The sequence below is a fragment of the Methanosarcina sp. WH1 genome (genome assembly GCF_000970005.1).
Lineage (GTDB): Archaea > Halobacteriota > Methanosarcinia > Methanosarcinales > Methanosarcinaceae > Methanosarcina.
The window spans coordinates 1,390,807-1,411,124 of record NZ_CP009504.1 but is presented as its reverse complement, the minus strand read 5'-3'; the positions used below and the strand labels follow the sequence as shown (position 1 = coordinate 1,411,124).

The 20,318-nt window shown below is 42.5% G+C and carries 16 protein-coding genes and 1 tRNA gene; 4 read left to right on the top strand and 13 right to left on the bottom strand.

Features of this window, described 5'->3' with window-relative positions; translation table 11 throughout:
• Positions 1-28: 28 nt before the first annotated feature.
• From MSWH1_RS06310 to MSWH1_RS06260, 11 genes are all read right to left on the bottom strand, one after another.
• Positions 29-1,171, bottom strand: coding sequence for a pyridoxal phosphate-dependent aminotransferase (locus MSWH1_RS06310; protein ID WP_048127068.1), 1,143 nt, complete (start codon positions 1,169-1,171; stop codon positions 29-31).
• Between the two features lie 55 nt (positions 1,172-1,226).
• The gene (gene ribH, locus MSWH1_RS06305; RefSeq protein ID WP_048127066.1) at positions 1,227-1,631 is read right to left on the bottom strand and encodes a 6,7-dimethyl-8-ribityllumazine synthase; all 405 of its coding nucleotides are present in this window, start codon (positions 1,629-1,631) and stop codon (positions 1,227-1,229) included.
• A gap of 40 nt (positions 1,632-1,671) precedes the next feature.
• The gene (gene ribC / locus MSWH1_RS06300; protein WP_048127065.1) at positions 1,672-2,136 is read right to left on the bottom strand and encodes a riboflavin synthase; all 465 of its coding nucleotides are present in this window, start codon (positions 2,134-2,136) and stop codon (positions 1,672-1,674) included.
• 90 nt (positions 2,137-2,226) lie between these two features.
• Positions 2,227-3,378, bottom strand: coding sequence for an alanine--glyoxylate aminotransferase family protein (locus MSWH1_RS06295; RefSeq protein WP_048127064.1), 1,152 nt, complete (start codon positions 3,376-3,378; stop codon positions 2,227-2,229).
• Between the two features lie 378 nt (positions 3,379-3,756).
• Complete coding sequence (locus MSWH1_RS06290) at positions 3,757-4,320, bottom strand: CBS domain-containing protein (RefSeq protein WP_048127063.1); 564 nt, start codon at positions 4,318-4,320, stop codon at positions 3,757-3,759.
• A gap of 275 nt (positions 4,321-4,595) precedes the next feature.
• Positions 4,596-6,890 (bottom strand): CDC48 family AAA ATPase, encoded by a 2,295-nt coding sequence (locus tag MSWH1_RS06285; RefSeq protein WP_048127061.1) that lies wholly within the window; start codon positions 6,888-6,890, stop codon positions 4,596-4,598.
• Positions 6,891-6,998: 108 nt separating this feature from the next.
• Positions 6,999-7,649 (bottom strand): flavodoxin family protein, encoded by a 651-nt coding sequence (locus tag MSWH1_RS06280; RefSeq protein WP_048127056.1) that lies wholly within the window; start codon positions 7,647-7,649, stop codon positions 6,999-7,001.
• Between the two features lie 199 nt (positions 7,650-7,848).
• Complete coding sequence (locus MSWH1_RS06275) at positions 7,849-8,076, bottom strand: winged helix-turn-helix domain-containing protein (RefSeq protein WP_048127055.1); 228 nt, start codon at positions 8,074-8,076, stop codon at positions 7,849-7,851.
• A 287-nt stretch (positions 8,077-8,363) separates the two neighbouring features.
• A tRNA-Val gene (locus MSWH1_RS06270) sits at positions 8,364-8,437 on the bottom strand.
• Positions 8,438-9,351: 914 nt separating this feature from the next.
• The gene (locus MSWH1_RS20745; protein ID WP_048127047.1) at positions 9,352-9,645 is read right to left on the bottom strand and encodes a transposase; all 294 of its coding nucleotides are present in this window, start codon (positions 9,643-9,645) and stop codon (positions 9,352-9,354) included.
• 1,876 nt (positions 9,646-11,521) lie between these two features.
• Positions 11,522-13,312, bottom strand: a complete 1,791-nt coding sequence (locus MSWH1_RS06260; RefSeq protein WP_048127045.1) for a replication factor C large subunit — start codon at positions 13,310-13,312, stop codon at positions 11,522-11,524.
• Between the two features lie 487 nt (positions 13,313-13,799).
• Between MSWH1_RS06260 and mtxX the strand changes: the two genes are divergently transcribed.
• The 4 genes from mtxX (at position 13,800) to MSWH1_RS06240 (ending at position 17,444) form a co-directional block, all read left to right on the top strand.
• Positions 13,800-14,657 carry a methanogenesis marker protein Mmp4/MtxX gene (gene mtxX / locus MSWH1_RS06255; protein ID WP_048127043.1) on the top strand — a complete coding sequence of 286 codons (858 nt, stop codon included), beginning with the start codon at positions 13,800-13,802 and terminating at the stop codon, positions 14,655-14,657.
• The gene (locus MSWH1_RS06250; protein WP_082088044.1) at positions 14,654-15,247 is read left to right on the top strand and encodes a tetrahydromethanopterin S-methyltransferase subunit A; all 594 of its coding nucleotides are present in this window, start codon (positions 14,654-14,656) and stop codon (positions 15,245-15,247) included. The genes mtxX and MSWH1_RS06250 overlap by 4 nt, the downstream gene beginning before the upstream one ends.
• 49 nt (positions 15,248-15,296) lie before the next feature.
• A complete protein-coding gene (gene mtrH, locus MSWH1_RS06245; RefSeq protein ID WP_048130264.1) occupies positions 15,297-16,229 on the top strand; it encodes a tetrahydromethanopterin S-methyltransferase subunit H in 933 nt (310 codons plus the stop codon).
• Positions 16,230-17,087: 858 nt separating this feature from the next.
• The gene (locus MSWH1_RS06240) at positions 17,088-17,444 is read left to right on the top strand and encodes a hypothetical protein (RefSeq protein ID WP_048127039.1); all 357 of its coding nucleotides are present in this window, start codon (positions 17,088-17,090) and stop codon (positions 17,442-17,444) included.
• Positions 17,445-17,570: 126 nt separating this feature from the next.
• Here the strand turns inward: MSWH1_RS06240 and MSWH1_RS06235 are convergent, their stop codons facing one another.
• Together MSWH1_RS06235 and ilvD are read right to left on the bottom strand one after the other, a co-directional pair.
• Complete coding sequence (locus MSWH1_RS06235) at positions 17,571-17,750, bottom strand: hypothetical protein (protein WP_048127037.1); 180 nt, start codon at positions 17,748-17,750, stop codon at positions 17,571-17,573.
• Positions 17,751-18,009: 259 nt separating this feature from the next.
• Positions 18,010-19,671 (bottom strand): dihydroxy-acid dehydratase, encoded by a 1,662-nt coding sequence (gene ilvD, locus MSWH1_RS06230; protein WP_048127035.1) that lies wholly within the window; start codon positions 19,669-19,671, stop codon positions 18,010-18,012.
• Between the last annotated feature and the right edge of the window lie 647 nt (positions 19,672-20,318).

Sequence of the window (20,318 nt, the reverse complement as noted above, 5' to 3'; positions counted from 1 at the left end):
TTTAAAAAGATCGCTTCGGAATAGTATTTTATGCAAATACTTTTTCAAGCCTGTCAAGAGCTTCCCGGATTCTATCAACGGATGTTGCATAGGAAATCCTGATAAAGTCCTCTCCGGAATACCCGAAAGCAATTCCCGGGGTCACTGCCACATGAGCTTCCTTCAGGAGCCTTTCAGCAACCCTGGTCCCGTTTCCATACTCGCTCACATTGGCAAAGGCATAAAAGGCCCCGTCTGGCTTCTTGCAATCAAGCCCTATTTTATTCAACCCGTCGATGAGGATATCTCTGCGCATTTTAAAGCGGTCAACCATTGCCTTAACCCCATCCTGAGGGCCCTGAAGGGCTTCGAGCCCGCCGTACTGAACAAAGGTGGTGGCGCTGCTTACGGAGTGGGACTGGATTTTCTGTAGAAGCTTAAAGATCTCAGGGGGAGCGGTAAGGTATCCAAGCCTCCAGCCAGTCATTGCGTATGCCTTGGAAAAACCATTTACAGTGATGGTTCTCTCCTGCATCCCGTCAAAACTGCCAATACTGATATGTTCCCGGTCATAGATGATTTTCTCATAGATCTCATCTGAAACTACCAGAAGGTCGTGGTCAATTGCGAGGTCGGCAATGCACTGTAGAGTCTTTTTTCCGAATACTCCGCCTGTCGGATTTCCAGGGCTGTTTACAACAATGAGCTTTGTTTTATCGTTTATGTAATCGGCGAAATTATCAGGCAGGAAACCTTTTTCAGGGACTGTGGGTACCCAGACCGTATCTGCTCCTGCAAAACGGATGCAGGCGTCATAAGTTACCCAGGCCGGGTCAAAGAGGAGGGCCTGATCCCCGTCGTCGAGGGCTCCCATCATTATTTCGAAAATCCCCTGCTTTGCGCCCGGGGTGACCAGAACATCTTTTTCAGTCACATCCAGACGATTTTCAGTCCTCAGTTTTTCGGCAATGGCTGCCCTTAGCTCGGGAACACCTCCAGAAGGGGCGTAGTGGGTTTTTCCCTCATACATAGCCTTTGATGCAGCATCGCAGATGTTTTTAGGGGTGTCGAAATCAGGTTCGCCAAGGCTGAAATTGATTACGTCCGTACCCTCTTTTATCATTCTGGTCGCGATGTTAGAGATTCTGATCGTTGCAGATTCTTCTACACGCTTGAGCCTTGCGGATGTCATAGGGATGGTCCTGGTTTGTTACATTTTTACTAGCTTATTGAAGCTTCAAGGAGCTTCACAGCCGCCGCACCAGCTTTACTGCAGCTTCGACTGCTCTTTTAGCATAGTCGACACGTTCATGAGCAGCCATCCTGGTCATACCCGGACCCGGAATTCCGAGAGCTACTGGCTTGTCGAACTCAAGGGAAAGATCCATGATCTTCCTTGCGGCATGCTGCATAACCACCTGATCGTGGTCGGTCTCACCTTCGATTACCGACCCAATGGTTACCACTGCATCAATGTCTTCTCTCTGGCAAAGCTTCTTGATTGCAAGAGGCATGTCAAAGACCCCGGGTACAAGAATGGTCTCTTTAACTGTTGCCCCCAGGAATTCTGCATGCTCTCTTCCAAGCAGCTCCATCTGGTAGGTCAGATCCCTGTTAAATTCAGCTACAACAAATCCTAGGCTGATAGTCATTTGGTAAGGTCTCCAGTATTGTTTTTAACTTAAAGTCACTTCACATTCTCAAAGGACCTGCGTCCTCAAAACCCTGCCTCTGACCGGTACCGGCTTCCCTAACCAGTTTTTCCGGCTTAAAGAGCAGCTTTATCACGTTTAGGGCGTGTTCCCGAGTCCGTCTGTCCATGAGAAAAGCAAGTTCTTTCTCATCTTTTCCTTCGTCCTCGTGGACAAAGACCTCGATAATATGGGTGTTGGTCATAAGCTGGGCCATGATAAGGCCCTGAGAAGCTTCATGAGCGCACATTTTGTCTTTTTGCTGAGCACCGGGCATTCCAAGAGCCATTACGATATCGCAGCCTTCTTCTTCGATCAGTTTTTTGGCTGCTACCGGAAGGTCCTTTATCCCGGGCACGGTTATCCTTTTAATCTGTACGGATACATTTTTCTGTATCTCATCGATTGCTGCACGCCCCATATTATAGCGCGCAAACGTGGTATCTGCAATTCCTATTGTGGGCATGTGAATCCAATCGGAATTTAAAGGTTAATATTCTTCTGGTTTTCCTGAAACATTTATAAACTTTGGTTATGAAGATTTTTTGAAATCCCCTCATGACCTGTCAATAACACGTGTTGCAGCTTCCGTGCCTGCTCCCACGTTGTCAATGTAACCCCGCTTCTTCAGCACGATTTCCAGCTGCTGGATAGTGGAGAACACATCTCTTGCAGTTACATTCCCCATACTTCCAATCCTGAAAATCTTGCTCTTCAGGCGTTCCTGCCCGCCAGCTATAATTACTCTCCTTTTCTTCATATCGTTTTTAATGTTTTCCCCATCAATCCCTGCAGGAGATTTCATTGCAGTTATGGTATTGGAATACTGGCTGTACTCGTTAAGCTGAGGGAAAATTTCTATGTTCATTGCGCCAGCTGCTGCCCTTACTGCTTCGGAAAAAACCCTGTGCCTTCTGATCCTTGCATCCATGCCCTCTTCTTTAACGATGTGGAGGGCTTCCTGAAATGCATAAAATAGAGGAATAGCAGGAGTGTAAGGTGTTTCCGGTCTGGGTTTATCCCCGCTCTTTTTATATGCCTTAAGGTCATTATAGTAAGGCCCCTTCTTCATGCCGTTTATGGCCTCAAAGGCTTTTTCGCTTACGGATACAGCTGCCATTCCTGGCGGAGCTGCAAGGCATTCTTGTGAACCCACTATTGCAATGTCAACACCCCATTCATCGACTTTGACTTCATCTCCTCCAAGGGAGGTTACGCCGTCCATAATAAAAAGAGCATCGTGTTTTTTTGCAAGTTTGCCAATTTCTGCAGCAGGATTCATGATACCTGCAGAGGTCTCGTTGTGAACAAGGGTAATGGCTTTTGCTCCTTCCTCGAGCTTTTCTTTTACCTGTTCAAGATCAACAGGAAGCCCCCATCCAAACTCCAGGGGCACCACTTCAGCATAGAGAGTTGCAAGGTCTTTGAAGCGCTCTCCGAACTTTCCGTTCTCTATAGAGATAACTTTATCCCCTCTTCCAGCCACAGACCCGACTGCGGCTTCCATTCCAGCAGTCCCAGAACCGCTGAGCAAAAATATATCATTTTTTGTCTGAAAAACATCTGCAAGAATTCCCCTGCAATCGGTATAAATTTCGGCAAATTCAGCACTCCGGTGATTGATCATCGGTTTTGACATTGCTCTGAGGACTCTGGGTGCAACAGGTACGGGGCCAGGCATCATGAGAAGGGTATCTTCCAGATCCATGTATGTTTATACTCCACACATTTTCAAAGATTTAATCGGTTTCATTTTAATTTATTAAGGTAATTTATGTAAACCCTATGATTTTCAATAAGGATTCAGGTTTAATTGAATCCTAGTATATAATTCATGTGCTTTCCATGTTCAGTCTCAGATTTTGACATTTAAGGAAAAAGGGTTCAGGTAATTTGTCCTGAAGGAGTTTCATCACGTCATGTTTCGTTACAATGTCTATGACTGTTCCTTTTTCTTTTATTAAGGTAATTTATGTAAACCCTATGATTTACAATAAGGATTCAGGTTTAATTGAATCCTAGTATATAATTCATGTGCTTTCCATGTTCAGTCTCAGATTTCGGCATTAAGGAAAAAAGGTTCAGGTTATTGGTCCTGAAGGAGCTTCATCACGTCATGTTTCGTTACAACGCCTATGACTGTTCCTTTTTCTACAACAAGTATGGCAGGGTTTCCTTCCAGTATATGCGAAACTACTGAGATTGATATTCCGGGAGCTACTGTTGGGAACGACTCCCCCATTATACCTGAAACTTTCAACTGAGATATGGATTTTTTCTTGTTCTCACCCATCAGTTTTACGATCATATCTTCCGAAACACTTCCAACCGGAATGCCCCTATCAAGCACGGGAATCTGTGAAAAACCATGAATGTGCATAAGGTTTACCACCTCTTCTACCGAGTCTTCAGGAGAAACATGAATGGCAGGGGAGTGCATCAGGTCCCTTATGATGATCTGCTGCTCCTTCTCAGCCTCCTCAAAAGCATCAAGGATTTTCCTGACCGTCGAAAGTCTGGGGTCTACATCTCCCGATTCGATACGGGCTATAAGGGGCTGACTTACACCTGCCCTTTTAGCCAGATCGCTCTGGGTAAGCCCTAGTTCATTCCGTCTTTTTTTAAGATCTTCGGGTGTTGGAAGCTGCATATATATTACCGATAGTAATTATGATATTTAATGTCATTGGTTAACATTATTTGAAAGGTAGATATATAAATTGCTTTCAAGAACACGAAATCCCAATTAGAAATAACCTGCAAAATATTTTTCCAACAAAGAATAAAATCTAAAAATAGTTAACTTTAAACATTGATCAATGCAGATACAGTACAAAAAAATTAAAAATTAAAAACACAAAAAAAAATAAAAACGAAAAAAAGAAAAAATAATTTATATTTTCATTATTAAATATAAAAGGGGTTTTAAATATAAGAGGGGTTTTCTATTTCCTTGGACTTCTTGGTCCTCAGTTCGCCTTTAATAGCTTCATAATATTTCATGGTATCCGGGGTAACTGAAGGTCCTGTCTCTTCAATCGCTTTAAGAAAATGTTTCTGTTTGACCTTTTTTGCATGGAGTTCTTCGCGCAGGGCATACCTCCCTGCCTTTTTGCATATGGCTGCGAGATCTGCACCTGTATACTGGTCAGTCAGGTCAACAAGTTCCTCAATATTCACATCCTCCGCAAGAGCCATTTTCTTTATGTGGACCTTGAGGATTTCTCTCCTGGCCCCTTTATCCGGGATAGGCACCAGAATAAGCTCATCAAAGCGCCCTGGCCGTATCAGAGCCGGATCAATGATGTCAGGGCGGTTAGTTGCGCCAATCACCACAACACCCCGGAGCTCTTCGAGTCCGTCCATTTCGGAAAGGAGCTGATTAAGGATCCGGGCCGTAACCTGCGGCTCCCCTGCAGAGATCCCACGGATGGGGGCAAGAGAGTCAAGTTCATCCAGAAATACAATGGAAGGAGCAACCTGCCTTGCCCGCATGAAGACCTCAGCAATCCTTTTTTCTGACTCCCCGTACCACTTGGAGAGGAGGTCACTTCCTTTGGCTGTGATGAAGTTGGCGTCGGATTCATGGGCAATGGCTTTTGCAAGAAGAGTCTTTCCAGTACCAGGAGGACCGTAGAGAAGCACACCTTTTGGAGCTTCAACTCCTATGTCCCGGTAAGACTCGGGGTTTTTAAGCGGCCATTCCACGGTTTCTTTCAGGAGGCACTTTACATCTTCCAGACCGCCCACATCGTCCCAGCTGACATTGGGGATCTCAATAAGGATTTCCCGGACGGCTGAGGGCTGGACTTCTTTCATGGCCTCTTCGAAGTCTTCTCTTGTAACCTGCAGGGCATCCAGGATTTCTGCTGGGATCTGGGGTTCTTTCAGGTTGAGCTTCGGAAGGATACGCCGAAGAGCACTCATAGCAGCTTCCCGGCAGAGAGCCGCAATGTCAGCCCCCACAAACCCATAGGTAATCTGGGAAAGGTCCCTGAGGTTTACGTCCTCGGTAAGAGGCATCCCCCTGGTATGGATCTGGAAAATCTCAAGCCTTCCTTCTGTATCTGGAACCCGGAGTTCTATTTCCCTGTCAAATCGGCCCGGGCGGCGCAGTGCAAGATCCAGGGCTTCGGGGCGGTTTGTTGCACCTATCACGATCACGTTCTTGCGGCTTTTTAAGCCGTCCATAAGGGAAAGGAGCTGGGCGACCACCCTTCTCTCTACTTCTCCTGTGACCTCCGCTCTTTTTGGGGCAATGGAATCGATCTCGTCCAGAAAGATGATTGCAGGGGCATTCTTTTCGGCATCATCGAAGATATCACGGATCGCTTTTTCAGATTCCCCATAGTATTTGGACATAATTTCCGGACCGTTGATGGAAATGAAATAGGCATCAGACTCATTTGCAACCGCCTTTGCAAGCATGGTCTTGCCTGTCCCGGGAGGCCCATGAAGCAGCACCCCTTTCGGGGCGTCAATCCCAAGCCGGTCAAAAAGTTCAGGGTGTTTCAGAGGGAGTTCTATCATTTCCCTGACTTTTGTAATGGCATCCTTGAGCCCGCCCAGATCTTCGTACATAACGGTAGGAATAGTCTGTTCCGGAGGAATTTCCACGGCTTTGGGGAGGAGTTCAATTTCGGTCATGTCCGTGATCTTTACGATCCCCGACGGGGAGGTAGAAACAACCTGCAGCTTAATTTCCCCAAGCCCGAAGGAGGGGCCAAAACCCTGCCCGAAAAAGTCCTGGAAAAAGTCATCGAACATGAGCCCCTTGCTAGAACTGTCTCTCTCCCTGGACTTCCTTAAGCTAGTGGTGGAGATAAAGTCCCCTTTTGAAACCGTACGGTTCATGAAGACCGCACTGAGCGTCTCACTGGGAGCATAGATCTGCATGCCCTTTGTAACGGGAGACAGGGTCACTTGCTTTGCTTCTTTCCATTCGGCTTTCCAGATCTCCACATATTCCCCTATACTGGTCTTTGCATTGGTACGGATAAGCCCGTCCATGCGGACAATATCAAGCCCGGAATCACTGGGATAAGGACGTCCTATAAGTGCAGAAGTTGATTTTCCGCCTTTGATTTCCACAACATCAAAGGGTTTCAGACCTAGTTTCTCCCTGAATATTTCATCAATTCGGACAATTCCTTTTCCGACATCCCGTTGATCGGCTTCTGCAACCTTAAGTTTTACAATCGATTTATCCCCCTCAATCAAATGACACCCTCCATCTCCATCTCCATCAGTAAAATAGTCCCCTCTGTAAAAGTATACAGCTTTTTGAAAAAATAAAAGCAATATGTGGCTTGTCGGGCTTGTTTGGCTTTACTCACTTACTCTCTTTGCCTCTCCATCAAGCTTTTTTAAGTTTGTAGGGATAGGGTTTTCTTTGAGAAGCTTTGCGAAGTACACAAGATTATGTGCCATGTATCTGACTGTCCGATTCGTATAAAGGTGCTTTTCCCCTCCGGCTTCGATGTAACTGGGTCCCGGACCTGCATCACCAACCCAGTAACAGTCAACATTGGGAGGCACAGTACATCCGAGATGGGTCAGGTTGAAGAGCGTGGTTGCAGCAACATTGTGTGCTCCATCTTCATTGCCGGTGACTATAACCCCTGCTACCTTCCCATAAAGAGGATACTGGCCTGTTACGGGATTCCCTTCCATATACGTCCCGTCCAGCCTTTCGAGGACCATCTGGGCCACCGAAGAGCGGACGCCGAACCAGATAGGAGAAGCTATTATCAGGATATCGCAGGTTTTTATTTTTTCAAGTATAAAGGGCCATTCGTCTTCATTCCCTTCATCTGAGGAAACCCCGAAAGCTATATTGTAGTCAACCGCCCTTATGACCTCACTCTCAACACCAAGGTCTCTAAAAATAATCATAGCCTTGTCAATAAGAGCCCGGGTGTTCGATATCTGAGGTGATTTTTTCAGTGTGCAATTCAAAAAAAGAGCCTTTATCGCCATAATAGATATGTTTCTAAATACCGTTATATATACGGGAGCGCATAAATATTCAGAAAGATTATTGCTTAACTAAATTTCACTATGAGTTTAATGAAAATAAAAAAATGGAAAGCCCGAAAAAATAGAAAATGCAAAGAGAAATGCAAAGAGAGTAGATGAAAACAAAATAGAAACATCTAAAATGAAAAAAGGAAAATTATTAGAGTTTAAGTTCTTTAGCCATTTCCTGAAAAACTTTTCCTTTATCAGTCGTGATGAAAATACCGTTTTCGTGCCTTATAAGCTCTTTCTCTTTCAACATTTCCAGATACTTCTGAGCAATGTTAAAGTTAAGATTTACCTCATAAACGATATGTGTTTTCTTTGCCCCGTTCATCGCCACTCTTAAAATATCTACTGCTATATCTGTCCTGCTTCTTCTTTTCAATACTTACTCCTCCCCCACTGTAGATTGAAATAATCTTTGTAAGATCAACGCTTTCAAAATATATTAAAGCGTATCTTTTTGTAGGTAACAAAGATTCTAAGTCTTTATCGTTCCCCTTTCTATATAACAATATCAGTATTATATAAAGTATTAAGTTTTAAAAGGAAAATTTAACCTGCACTTGATACACAATGATACACAATGATACACAATAATACATATATGGATTGCTTCTAGATAAAAAAACTACTCAGTTTTAAACGCTGGTTAAACTCAAAAAAGATTAGTGGGCCCGCTGAGATTCGAACTCAGGATCCCCGCCGTGTAAAGGCGATGTCATGACCGACTAGACCACGAGCCCAGTTTGTTATTAGTCACATATAAGTCATATTTACCATATAATTGTTTTACAAGCAATTGCTTGAAATGCAAATCCAACATGTCACTAGTTATATATATGTCTTTTGTTCGGAGAATTTTTTAAAATATTATTGATACTGATGGTTTTTATAGGAAGAAGCGTAAAACCCCAAAGTTTTTAGTTCCGCGGGATATAAGCGTCAGCTTTCATATATTTTTCAATTGTTGATTCTGCTAAACTATTTTTTGTATTAAGTTAATTTAATAGTAGATACTGTCACCACAACCCAAAATGCGAAAACCAAGCTAAGGAAGTTGGATAACAGAGTATCGCATACCTGAAGAGATCGGGAACATTAAGCCGGAGAAGACCGGAAATTCTAAGCATCTCAAGTAACCTCACGCTCATATACCCTATTTCACCTGTGGCATATTCCATTTCACCTGTGGTATGCGGGGTAAAGTCTGTATGGCTTGTCCTCAGAAGAAGGAAAGATGACTCAGGAAGCCGCTGAATCTTTAGTTTAGCGATAGTTCACATAACACATACTTTCACCTGTATCTTTCGGATAGAGAACTGAAAACAACTGAAAAGAAATAGAAAGTTTACTACTCTAAAAGTATGAAAATACTTGCCATTTGCGGGCATTCTTTCACAATTATTATAATCAGGATAAATACAAGCAAAATATATTTATACGAGATTAACATGATCTAATGTGTGAGCGGGCCTCTCTTTTGTAAGATAACCCCAACACCCCAACACCCCAATTCATACTCCCCAACCCGCTCATACTAATTCTATTAAAATCTCACACTAATTTTATTACTACTGCATCAATTCCTAATTAATTCCTCTTTCTTTTTAATCTCTCTTTCTTTTTAATCCCTCTTTCTTTTTAATTCCCCTTTCTTTTAAATTATAATTCCACCAGGCATTTCAGCCCTTTTTTCCATATTATATTTCCATGTAAAAATGACTGGCTTTTCGTTAACATGGTCGATATATAGATCAATTCGTCCCCCTAACTCCTTTATTGAGTCAACTTTTATTCCTCTCAATATGCTTCTTGTCATTTTACTGAAAAAACTTTCAATTATATTTAGCCATGAAGCATATTTGGGTGTGAATACAAATTCAAATTTATCAGGAACAGTTTTCAGGTATTCTCGAGTTTCTATTGATGTATGTATTTTGTGATAATCCATCAAAATTTAGATATTTTTTTCATCGTAGGAAATAATCACTGATTCAACTTCTTTTTTTTAGATATTATCACTTAATTCATTAGCTTCTTTTATATGTAACTAATACCCTGGCTGCTTTTTGATCAAACTCCGGATCAACTTTAACAATATAAAATCTGATCTTATGTGGTTTTATGTTACTTGCATTGAGAATTTTTGAAATTGTCCCCTGATTTATCGAAGATAAATCAGAATGTCCTTCTATGATACAATTCTTAAGGATATGTTCTTAAGGATATGTTTGGCAAGAAGTCTCTACGTCCAGATTTCATTAGGATAACCAAGATTTATTAGCTTCATACATGCAAATGACATTACAACAGCCCGTGATTTGGGACTAATGTTTTGAGGCCTTCCACTTCTGGATTTATCTATTAAGCCTTCTTTAACCCCTAAATTTAAAACCCCTTTGATCCATTATCTTACAGTTTTGTAATCTACTTTTAACTTTCTGGATATCTTAGTGTCGTTTTTTCCATGATAGCTTAAAAGTATGATTTAAGATCTTTCAACAATGCTTGCTGCTTGATTTCTAGAATGGTTGAGCTTGATAAGACAATCTAAATTTTTTGAATGAATGATAATTTGGGGCGACGGCTTACACAAGGCATAAGGCAATTTATTGAATGATTAATATAATTAGTTTAGGAATTTATATTAGAATCTATGCACTACTTATTCAAAAAGCATTGTTAATTGCCCACAACTTATTATATATCTACAAAGGTTAGCTGATACTCAAATGAGTGTCATCCTTTCTTATCCGTTCTTATTCCAGTGTTATTAATCCATTATCTGACTGCACGTGTTCCAGAAAAATATTATTTTTAAGAACATTTTGAGAATATAGTAACTATAAAACTGTAATTATATATTGTGATGAATTATATAGGAAGGTATTTATAGTATGTAATATTACTCATGCATAGTGAGCGGGTCTCTTTTCCATAGTATAACCCCAAACCCATATCCCCCAACTATTCCCCAACTATTCCCCCCAACTCCCCAAACCCGCTCACAAACTATTCTCATGGCTTTTTTTTCTCAACTTTATTTCAAAATAATATTATTATCTCAACATTTTGTAACTTTGTTCAAACCATTCTCAACTTTGCCAGCTCTTCGTTGTTTTGTGTGAATAGCTTTATCATAACCAACGTGATCTTGAATTGAAAATCATCTTATCCATAGAAAATGACGAAGAGCCACTTTACTTATATAATCTCAATTACACCTGCAGTATTCCAACTAATCTTAACTTCTCTTAACTTCTCTTAACCCTTCTTAACCCCTCTTAACTTCTCTTAACCCCTCTTAACTTTTCTTAACTTCTATTAACTTATCCCAAACAGCCATAACTTATTAAAAATGTCCTCGTACGGAGTACAGTTACAATAGAAACATTCTGAAATTCTAGTCCAAAATAATAGAAGCATTCTGAAATTTCAGTCCAAATTTCCCAAACACCCCAACACTTTTATTAATTCAAAATCAACTTTATCAGTTCCGCTCATATAATACTTCAGGTCATTTTTTGCGGCAGTTAGGATTTTTTATCGTTAAAGATGATTTGGGTTTCAAATATGTCTGGAATGCCAAGCCCACTAAAAATCAGGACAATGAACTTTTTTTAAAATTGAACCGGAGTAAAGTAATAAAGTCAACTACCCCTGAGCTAAAGATTCGGGGAGTTCCTGCTGAAAGTTTATGAGGCATGCATAAACCAGCTATCTGAAGAAATATAAATGTAAAAAAAGTGTAGGGAATATAAAGAAGAACTTTTCTGGATTGAGGATTCCAGAAAAAAAATAGTGAACTATTAACACTCCAGACATATTTAAAAGTCGAAAAGTGTTTTCTGGTTTTTAGGCTCAGCTTTTTTCAAAACTTTTCCTGTGCTATCCTGCATACCTGCGGAGGTTGAAGCTTCATCAGATATCCTTTGTTTTGATGGGTCACTGTTAGCTAGAGCCTTCTTTTTTGAAGATATAGAAGAGATATTCTTCTCTACAGATTTAGAAACAGGTTTCTTTTCTGGAAGGGGAGTGGAAAAAGAGAAGAAATTATTTTCTGCAGGTTTCGGACCCTCAGGCAGCATATTCCCTGAAGTCTCTTTTTTTTCGTGAATCTCCGAAGGTGTGTCAAATCCCATAAGAAGGGTTTTCTGCCCGGCTTCCGAAGGCTGAGAATCAGAAGCTTCAGATTTACCGGCCTGGACCCTCTTTTGAGTCCCCTTTTCGTCCTCCAGAATTACTGCAGGGCAGCTGAGAGTTCTCTGTTTATTGTCTACTGCAGGGGCAGAAACTTTAAAAAAATTCGGCTCTTCGGTCTTATCCTTGCTTTCATCGAGAAGTTTCTGCGCCTCGTCGTAAATTTTCTGCAGCTTTTTACTTGCCTTTGCACTTCCTGTAAGGTACATTAGCTCTTCAAGCTCAAGCCCGAGGTTTGCAGTAACTTCAACTGCAGATTTCTCATCCTTCAACATTCGCGAGTAAAACCCTAGAAGGTTGTTCCTCGAATAATGCATTGACTCAAAGCTGTGCTCCCCGATTTTTGAAGCGATATTGTCTCGCATATCCCGCTTCGAACGTGTCTGCCCGAGCCTTCTCCAGAGTGAAGGCTGCTGGTATTTGATAAAGCCCGGATACGACCTTGTCTTTGAAAGAGCAGCTCCGCAGACCATAAGCATGCTGGCATACCTCCACATCCTGTAATTCTGGCGTTTTTTTACACGCCCCAGATAAAGGTCAGCCTTTGAAAGATAACCAAAACCCATCCTTATATCTTCGAGGCCCCCGTCCTTGCAGGCATACTGGATAGGCAAATTTTCATCAATCCAGTGCACGAGGTCCTCAGGACTTTCATCAAGCCCGCGTGCAGATTCAAGAGCTTTTTTACAGTCAGTACTTTTAAAGATCTTCTGCATCACCTTAAAGATATTCTCCTTGACGTCCCTGCCTGCAGTCCCGATATCCTCAACTTCGAGCGCTTGCTTCCCGTTCGCTGCAGCCTGGAGGTCATTCATGGCACTCCTGAAATCTCCACCCGCGTTTTCCGCGATCTGCAGGACAGCTTCCTGGCTGCAATAAACTCCCTCAGCCTCACAAACTTTCTTCAAAGCAGGGACCATGGAACGGCTCTGCAAAGACCCGAACTTTATTTCCAGGCATAGATTCCTGATTGTAGGGGTTAACCCATAAATGTCATTCGCAATAAGCACGATAGGCTGGAGTGTGGCTTTTATGATCCCGGCAATAGCCCTCATTCCACCCCTATCCGAAGTCCCATGGATATTGTCCGCCTCATCAAGAATAATAAGACGTTTTCCACCAAAAAAAGTATTCATTGACGCTGCAGAACCAGCGACCTTCTCAATAACACCTGCAGTCCTCTGGTCACTTGCATTGAGTTCAATGACCTCCCAGTCCAGATCCCTGCCAAGCGCATGAGCACTTGAAGTCTTCCCTATCCCAGCAGGCCCATAGAGTATCACTGCCCTTCTCTCAGGAATCCCGGATTGCCATTCCTCAGCCCATACCCTGAAATCCTGCACTGCCTTCTTGTTCCCCACGACATCTCCGAGGGTCCGGGGTCGGTATTTTTCAGCCCATTCGATTGCCGACATCATCTTAAACCATACCAATAAAAAAGGAACTCATTATTAACTTTATATGTTTCAATTTGTTCATACAGTCCAGCGCCTGTACTTCTACAATTTTCCCAGCCCTCTTTTTAGAAGAAAACATAACTATAAAACATAACTATAACTCAGTCCTCCTACCTAAACAATTAGCCTATCCCAAAAGCCATTTAACTTATACTCATTTACAATTTTTAAAATTATTTTCAAGATCAGAAACCTGGTCGATTATTCGGGATATAAGATTCGAGAAGCAAATTCTGAGTTTTGGGATAAGCTCAATGTTAATTACCCATAATATTAGCCTGTTTGAGCTAGTGAAGTTTACTACTATAATCTATAAAGTAGTCCTCTTGAGCGCAGCGAAAAGGACCGCGTACTCCCGAGGCGCAACTCGGGTGGGGCAAAATTAATTAATGATTGTGTTTGTGTTTCTTAGGACTACTTCAAATCTTACATAAAAGTCTGGATGGATATGGAAAATAACGGCATGTATGCCCTCCTTGAGGCTATCGAATCACGAGCCCGGTCGAACAGGGCAAGGGTGGCTATGGGAATAAGGGATCCAAACCCCAAAACTCTTGAAAGTGCATGGAAAGCCCAGGAACTGGGATACGCACATGTTGTCCTTGTAGGGAACAAAAAAGAAATTGACGAGATAGGGACAGCACTTGAAATTGTGGATACCGATAACCCCGAAAAAGTCCTTTCAGAACTCCTGGTTTCAAGAAAGGTGGATGCGGTTATAAGAGGCACTGCAAAGGCATCCGGAGCTATTTCAAATCTGAAAGAAGCCCTTGGAATGAAAAGGGTTTGCAGACTTGCCCTGCTTCTGACGGCGGATGGAACACCGTTCTTCCTTGCCCCTGTTGGAATAGATGAAGGAAACACTATCAAAGATAAGCTACGTATGATTACCCTTGGTGCAGAACATATAAAGAGGTTAGGGGTCGAGCCTGTAGTAGGAGTACTTTCCGGAGGCAGGATAGGAGATATAGGGAGGGACAGGCGCGTGGACAGAACCCTTGCGGATGGAGAATTTGTAACCGGACAAGCTCTGGAACTCGGGATTAATGCCAGGCACTACACCATTCTTATTGAAGACGCCATAAAGGAATCGAACTTCATTGTTGCCCCTGACGGGATCTCGGGTAACCTTATATTCCGGACCATTGCTTTCCTTGGCGGAGGCGACGGACTCGGAGCTCCGGTATTAATGGACGATTATGTGTTTGTGGACACATCAAGGGTAGGTGGGCATTTCACAAAAGCCATTATGCTTGCAAGTGCACTATCCCACCTTCACAAGGAAAGAAAAAAGGTGATTCACTGAAGACAATTGTAGAGAGCTGGCCCCCTGTAAAAGGGGACTACGTCACAGAAAAACCGGACTCCAGGATTGCAGTCGTAACCCTTGCAAGCAACTTTGACGCCTGCCCTGGTGCCGCCATCTGGGGGAGTTCAAAGACTGAAAACCTGGGTGTCGAAAAAATAATTGTAAACGTAATTTCAAACTCCAATATCCGTTATATCCTGGTCTGTGGGACTGAGTCAAGGGGTCATCTGGCAGGCCATACCCTGCTTGCAATCCATGCAAATGGGATTGACGAAAAAGGCAGAATTACAGGTTCTCAGGGTGCAATTCCTTTCATAGAAAATATCTCCAGAGATGCAGTCGAACGTTTCCAGCAGCAGGTTACACTCTTGGACAGAATAGGATTAAACGACCCTGAAGAGATCCGGAAGATTGTGGAGGCTTATAAAGATAAGGGCGAAGCATACCCTGAAGAGCCCATGGTTGTCTGCACCCCGAAAAAGAGGCAGTCCTCTTTTACAGGCCCCACTTCAGGGGATGTGATAGTCTCAGAAGAATTCGTAATGGATTCAATGGCAGGAATTATCTACCTGGCAGAAGCGAATTAATCATCGAAGTAAGTGAATTTTGAGAAGTGTGGATTTTGAGGGCGTAAAGATGTTTAAGTTCCAGAAAGAACAGGAAATTGCTAACATTGCTGGGGTAAAGGTAGGTGGACAGCCTGGAGAACTACCTACAGTACTTGCAGGGACTATTTTTTACAATAAACACGAAATCGTACAAGACGCAGCAAAAGGACTTTTTGATAGAGCCGCTGCCGAAAAACTCGTAAACCTGCAGGAGGTGGGTTCGGATACTACCGGAAATCCCCATATAGTACATATCTTTGGTACAACCTTCGAGAGTATCACGCATTATATTGATTTTATTGCAGAGATCTCGGATTCTCCGTTTCTTATCGATTCTCCCGAAGGGAACGTGCGTGCCCATGCAGCACAATATGTGAGTGAAATAGGGCTTGCAGACAGAGCAGTCTATAACTCCATAAACATGAGCATAACTGCGTCTGAAATCGAGGCTCTTGCACAGTCCGATATTGACAGTTCTATTATCCTTGGGTTCAATGCAACGGACTCCTCCCTCCAGGGCAGGATGGAACTGCTCGAAACGGGGGCAGGGCTGTTAGAAGAAGGTCTCCTCTCAGTTGCAGACAGGTGTGGAATAGTTAACAAGCTTATTGACCCTAGCATCACCCCTATGGGAAACGGAGCCGGAATAGCTCTCAGAATGACCATTACCGCAAAAGCAAAATGGGGACATCCTGCAGGCTCGGGAATTCATAATGCTCCCTCAGCCTGGAACTGGCTGAACAGGCAAAAGGAAAAAGACCCGGTCCTGTACAAAATCTGCGATGTGGGCTCTACCTGCCTACAACAGGCAGCATGTGGAGACTTCATCCTTTATGGTCCGATAGAGTATGCCCAGTATGTTTTCCCTATGGCTGCAATGAGCGACATCATGATTGCCGAAGCCGTGGCTGACCTGGATATCGAACCTGCAAACAGACATCCGATTAACCTGCTGGTTTAACTTGTTTGAATACTTCTACTAGGAGAACAGGAATTCTATAGCAAGATATCCATCTTGCCCAAGAAATTCTTCTCTTGATCCCGAAAATAGGTTTCTACTTCAGAGATTATTAAACAGATGTGAAAGGAGTATTTTCAGATACAATTTAATTTTGTTTTGATTTCATTCTCACAGGCTTTTACTTCAATATTACATTCGGCAGGTCGACGTTTAATTATTAATTATTTTTATTGAAGGTGATTTTGAAATAATACTCCCTAATTGTGTATAGTTGTTAGGTTTACATATGGTCCAAAAAGAATCTCTCATATTATATTTTAACAAAAAAATTGTTCATTGATTATATATGTCGTGGGAGTTGAGACACACGTTAACCAGTTTTTAATATAACATATAGTTAGCTAAAGTTCTAAAACAGCATCGTGGAAAATAGTCAAAATTTCAATGTCGCACCTGCCGAAAGCAGGTTCAATTTTACTTTCTGGCTTTTATTTATTGGTTTTTTTCGATCTCTTTTTTGTCTGAAAGCCGTTCTCCTGCGTCGAGCGTGATAAAAACGACACAGCACAGCGAATAAGGTTGTACAGGTCAGAAGAAAATCTTTGATTCCTGTGGTCCCGAAACGCAATTCGGGCGAGGCACAATACAGATGTCAAAAAATAGCCATTATTGTTAAAAAGCAGCGGTCAAGATCAAATAAAAGCAGCGATCAAGATCAAATAGTGGCGTGTTTTTAAGCCACATGAAGCCTTTCAGAAACTTTGAATCCAAAAGTATTTACTCTCCAGAAATAGATTTAGGTATAAAATTTCTTGAAATGGGAGATTACCAGTGGATTAAGATAGAGGGATGAGCTAAATGGCTATAATAAAGAATAAAACTGACTATACTATCCGGTTTGTAGCTTATCGAGCTGATGGGTCCGAAATGCCTCAGAAAGCTACAAAGATTCCGCCAGACAATAGCCGATATGTAAGTGAGGACCACTCGGGGGGAATTGACTGGTTTATCATAACGGCTTTTCTTCCAGAGAGCAATATCAGAGATCATGTAGACCTGGACATCTTACCGGCTGTGAGAGATGGGGATGATGCGCTTACATTTGCAAAAATAGGAATTGACGAGAAATTTGTGTTTATAGAAGATACCGAAAAAAAAGAATTCCGTTTTTACCATGATGAGGAAGAGCCTGAAGGAGAAATCCAGGGCTGGTAAGTAAAGATAATATGAGTATGCTTGTAAGCCGGAAAAACTTCAAGATTTCAGGCTAATCATTTCTAAAATCTTTTTCGTTTTTTGACTGGTTTACTTTTGGTTTACTTTTGATTTTCTTTTGGTTTTTTACTTAAATGTCCCGGAGTCTCTTGAGCCGGGTGCAGAACCTTCCCTCCCACCTGCACACCTGATACAGATACCTTTTCTAAGGTCCATGCACTGGCTGCATACTAGTTTTCCGCATAAATGACAGGTATGAAGTTTAGCCGAGCGCCCGCAGATTGAACATAACCCCTCTACTTCCATAATTTCGGTCTCCTGAATATTCCCAATAAAAAATGGTTTTGAATAAATGGTTTTGAATAATAGAGCTGCATAAAAGATAGTTTTGTGCCACTATAAGCATTTCCTGGAATCTGTATCTGGATACCTCCGGGAATGTCTCTTCTAGCAAGTGCCGGTCAGATACAGGAAAAGCAATGAAATCCTTAAAGAATATACCCGAATCCAAAAAAAGAAGAAAAAGGAGGAAAAGACCTCCTTGAAAATAGAGTATTAAACAGTTTCAGTCCACTATCCCGCCAGTGTTTGCGGAATGGACGGAACGCTGGTACCTGGCAAGGTAACCTGTGACATCTTTTTTCAGGGGCACAAAAGCAGCTTTCCGCTTCTGGAGCTCTTCTGCGGAAACCTTCAGGTTCAGGACCCTTTCAGGAATGTTGATTTCTATAATATCCCCAGCCTTTACGAGGCCTATTGGCCCCCCTTCACTGGCCTCAGGAGAGACGTGTCCTATACATGGTCCGCGGGTCCCTCCGGAAAAGCGCCCATCAGTTATCAGAGCCACGGACTCGAGCAAACCCATGCCTGCAATTGCAGCTGTGGATGCAAGCATTTCACGCATTCCCGGACCGCCTTTGGGACCTTCATAGCGGATAATGACAACGTCCCCAGGCTTCACATCTCCTGCAAGAATGCTCTGCATAGCGTCTTCTTCACAGTCATAAACCTTTGCAGGGCCTGTATGGACACGCATTTTCGGGTCAACCGCAACCTGCTTTACAACTGAGCCATCAGGGGCAAGGCTTCCTTTGAGAACTGCAATTCCTCCTTCAGCATGGATTGGCTTTTCAAGGGTTGCAATGATCTCCTTATTCAGTTTCGGGTTAACTATTTCAAACTCATTCAGGTTTTCCCCGATAGTTTTGCCATTAACTGTAAGCTGGTCAAGGTGGAGTTTTGAAACAAGCCTCTGCATAACTGCCTCAACTCCGCCTGCCCTATCAAAGTGCAGCATAAAATTCGGGCCACCAGGTCTGAGGGAAATCAGATGGGGTGTTGTCCTGCTCAATTCATCGAAGACTTCAAGGGGCAGCTCAAGCCCGAATTCATGGGCAAGGGCAGGAAGGTGCAGGGTAGTATTTGTGCTTCCACCGACTGCCATATCGACCATTATGGCGTTCTCAAAGGACCTGCGAGTGACAATCTGCCTTGGAGTGATGTTTTCTTTAACAAGCTCCACAATGCGCTCTCCGGATTCCTTGGCAATGCGCGTCTTTTTTGCATCCACAGCGTGGGCGGTTGCACAGCCAGGAAGGCTCAGCCCGAGGGCTTCAGTCATGCATGCCATTGTGTTTGCAGTAAACATTCCGGCACATGACCCTGCTCCTGCACAGGAAAGATTTTCAAGCCTTTTAAGCTCGGTTTCAGAAATTTTGCCTGCCCTGTGGGCTCCGACCCCTTCAAAGACTGAGATAAGGTCAGTGTATTTATCGTCCACATAGCCTGGAAGCATTGGCCCTCCTGTCACAACAATGGCAGGGATATCAAGCCTGCCTGCTGCCATAAGGTGTGCAGGTACAATCTTATCACATGTAGGGATAAGGACCATACCATCAAACTGGTGGGCTCTGACCATCAGTTCGATCGTGTCCTCTATAACCTCCCTGCTTGGGAGGGAATATTTCATGCCCTCATGCCCCATTGCAATCCCATCACAAACCCCTATGGTATGGAACTCAAAAGGAACTCCCCCAGCGTTCCTGATTCCGGCTTTCACAGCCTCAGCAAGTTTATTCAGGTGAATATGGCCAGGGATTATGTCATTCCAGGAATTGACAACTGCTATGAACGGCTTCTTCATTTCCGAATCCGTAACCCCGGTTGCTTTCAGGAGGGAACGGTTGGCGGCACGTTCAGGCCCCTCTTTGATGATGTTGCTTCTCATTGCAAATCTCCTTATGATCTCGATATTGAAAACTATCAGTGTAATTCGCTATTAATGTATAGATAGGAAAAAACTTCATAGTATAAACAGGTTGGGGAAGAAAAAGCTGTAAAAAAGTCACAGAGAAAAATACTGAAAATCTAAAAAAACTTATCGAAAGGTTAGCTGAAAAGATACAGAAAAAGGCAGCTGGAGAGGTACAGATCAAAAAAATAGAGCGACCAAAAAAAATGGCAGGTCAAAAATATCGGTAAAAGTATTATCTGGAAAGAATGGCACCTGCCTTCTGACAACAACGGTTAAAAACCGGAAAAAATATCCGAATGAGCCATTAATACCAGCATCAAATATCACAAAAAGGCAATTTATTATAATAATATCCAAATATTTATATAGCCCATCAAGGATTTTGGTTTTAGCATAGTGAACGGACCTACCCTGGACTACATCTACAAAATCACACCCAAGCAACACACCACAAAAATTTCAACCATCACAGGGTTGTCCCTTTCACCAAATTTTTTTCTTACAAATTCTTTTTCTTACGAATTCTTTTTCTTACAAATTCTTTTTCTTACGAATTCTTTTTCTTACAAATTCTTTTTCTTACAAATTCTTTTTCTTACAAATTCTTTTTCTTACAAATT

Excerpts from the sequence above, each read along its gene's own strand:
- ribC (WP_048127065.1), bottom strand. The coding sequence starts at position 2,136 with ATGCCCACAATAGGAATTGCAGATACCACGTTTGCGCGCTATAATATG.
- MSWH1_RS06260 (WP_048127045.1), bottom strand. The coding sequence starts at position 13,312 with ATGATGTCGGCAATCGAATGGGCTGAAAAATACCGACCCCGGACCCTC.
- MSWH1_RS06240 (WP_048127039.1), top strand. The coding sequence starts at position 17,088 with ATGGCTATAATAAAGAATAAAACTGACTATACTATCCGGTTTGTAGCT.
- ribH (WP_048127066.1), bottom strand. The coding sequence starts at position 1,631 with ATGACTATCAGCCTAGGATTTGTTGTAGCTGAATTTAACAGGGATCTG.
- mtxX (WP_048127043.1), top strand. The coding sequence starts at position 13,800 with ATGGAAAATAACGGCATGTATGCCCTCCTTGAGGCTATCGAATCACGA.
- MSWH1_RS06280 (WP_048127056.1), bottom strand. The coding sequence starts at position 7,649 with ATGGCGATAAAGGCTCTTTTTTTGAATTGCACACTGAAAAAATCACCT.
- MSWH1_RS06290 (WP_048127063.1), bottom strand. The coding sequence starts at position 4,320 with ATGCAGCTTCCAACACCCGAAGATCTTAAAAAAAGACGGAATGAACTA.
- MSWH1_RS20745 (WP_048127047.1), bottom strand. The coding sequence starts at position 9,645 with ATGGATTATCACAAAATACATACATCAATAGAAACTCGAGAATACCTG.
- MSWH1_RS06310 (WP_048127068.1), bottom strand. The coding sequence starts at position 1,171 with ATGACATCCGCAAGGCTCAAGCGTGTAGAAGAATCTGCAACGATCAGA.
- mtrH (WP_048130264.1), top strand. The coding sequence starts at position 15,297 with ATGTTTAAGTTCCAGAAAGAACAGGAAATTGCTAACATTGCTGGGGTA.
- MSWH1_RS06235 (WP_048127037.1), bottom strand. The coding sequence starts at position 17,750 with ATGGAAGTAGAGGGGTTATGTTCAATCTGCGGGCGCTCGGCTAAACTT.
- MSWH1_RS06295 (WP_048127064.1), bottom strand. The coding sequence starts at position 3,378 with ATGGATCTGGAAGATACCCTTCTCATGATGCCTGGCCCCGTACCTGTT.
- ilvD (WP_048127035.1), bottom strand. The coding sequence starts at position 19,671 with ATGAGAAGCAACATCATCAAAGAGGGGCCTGAACGTGCCGCCAACCGT.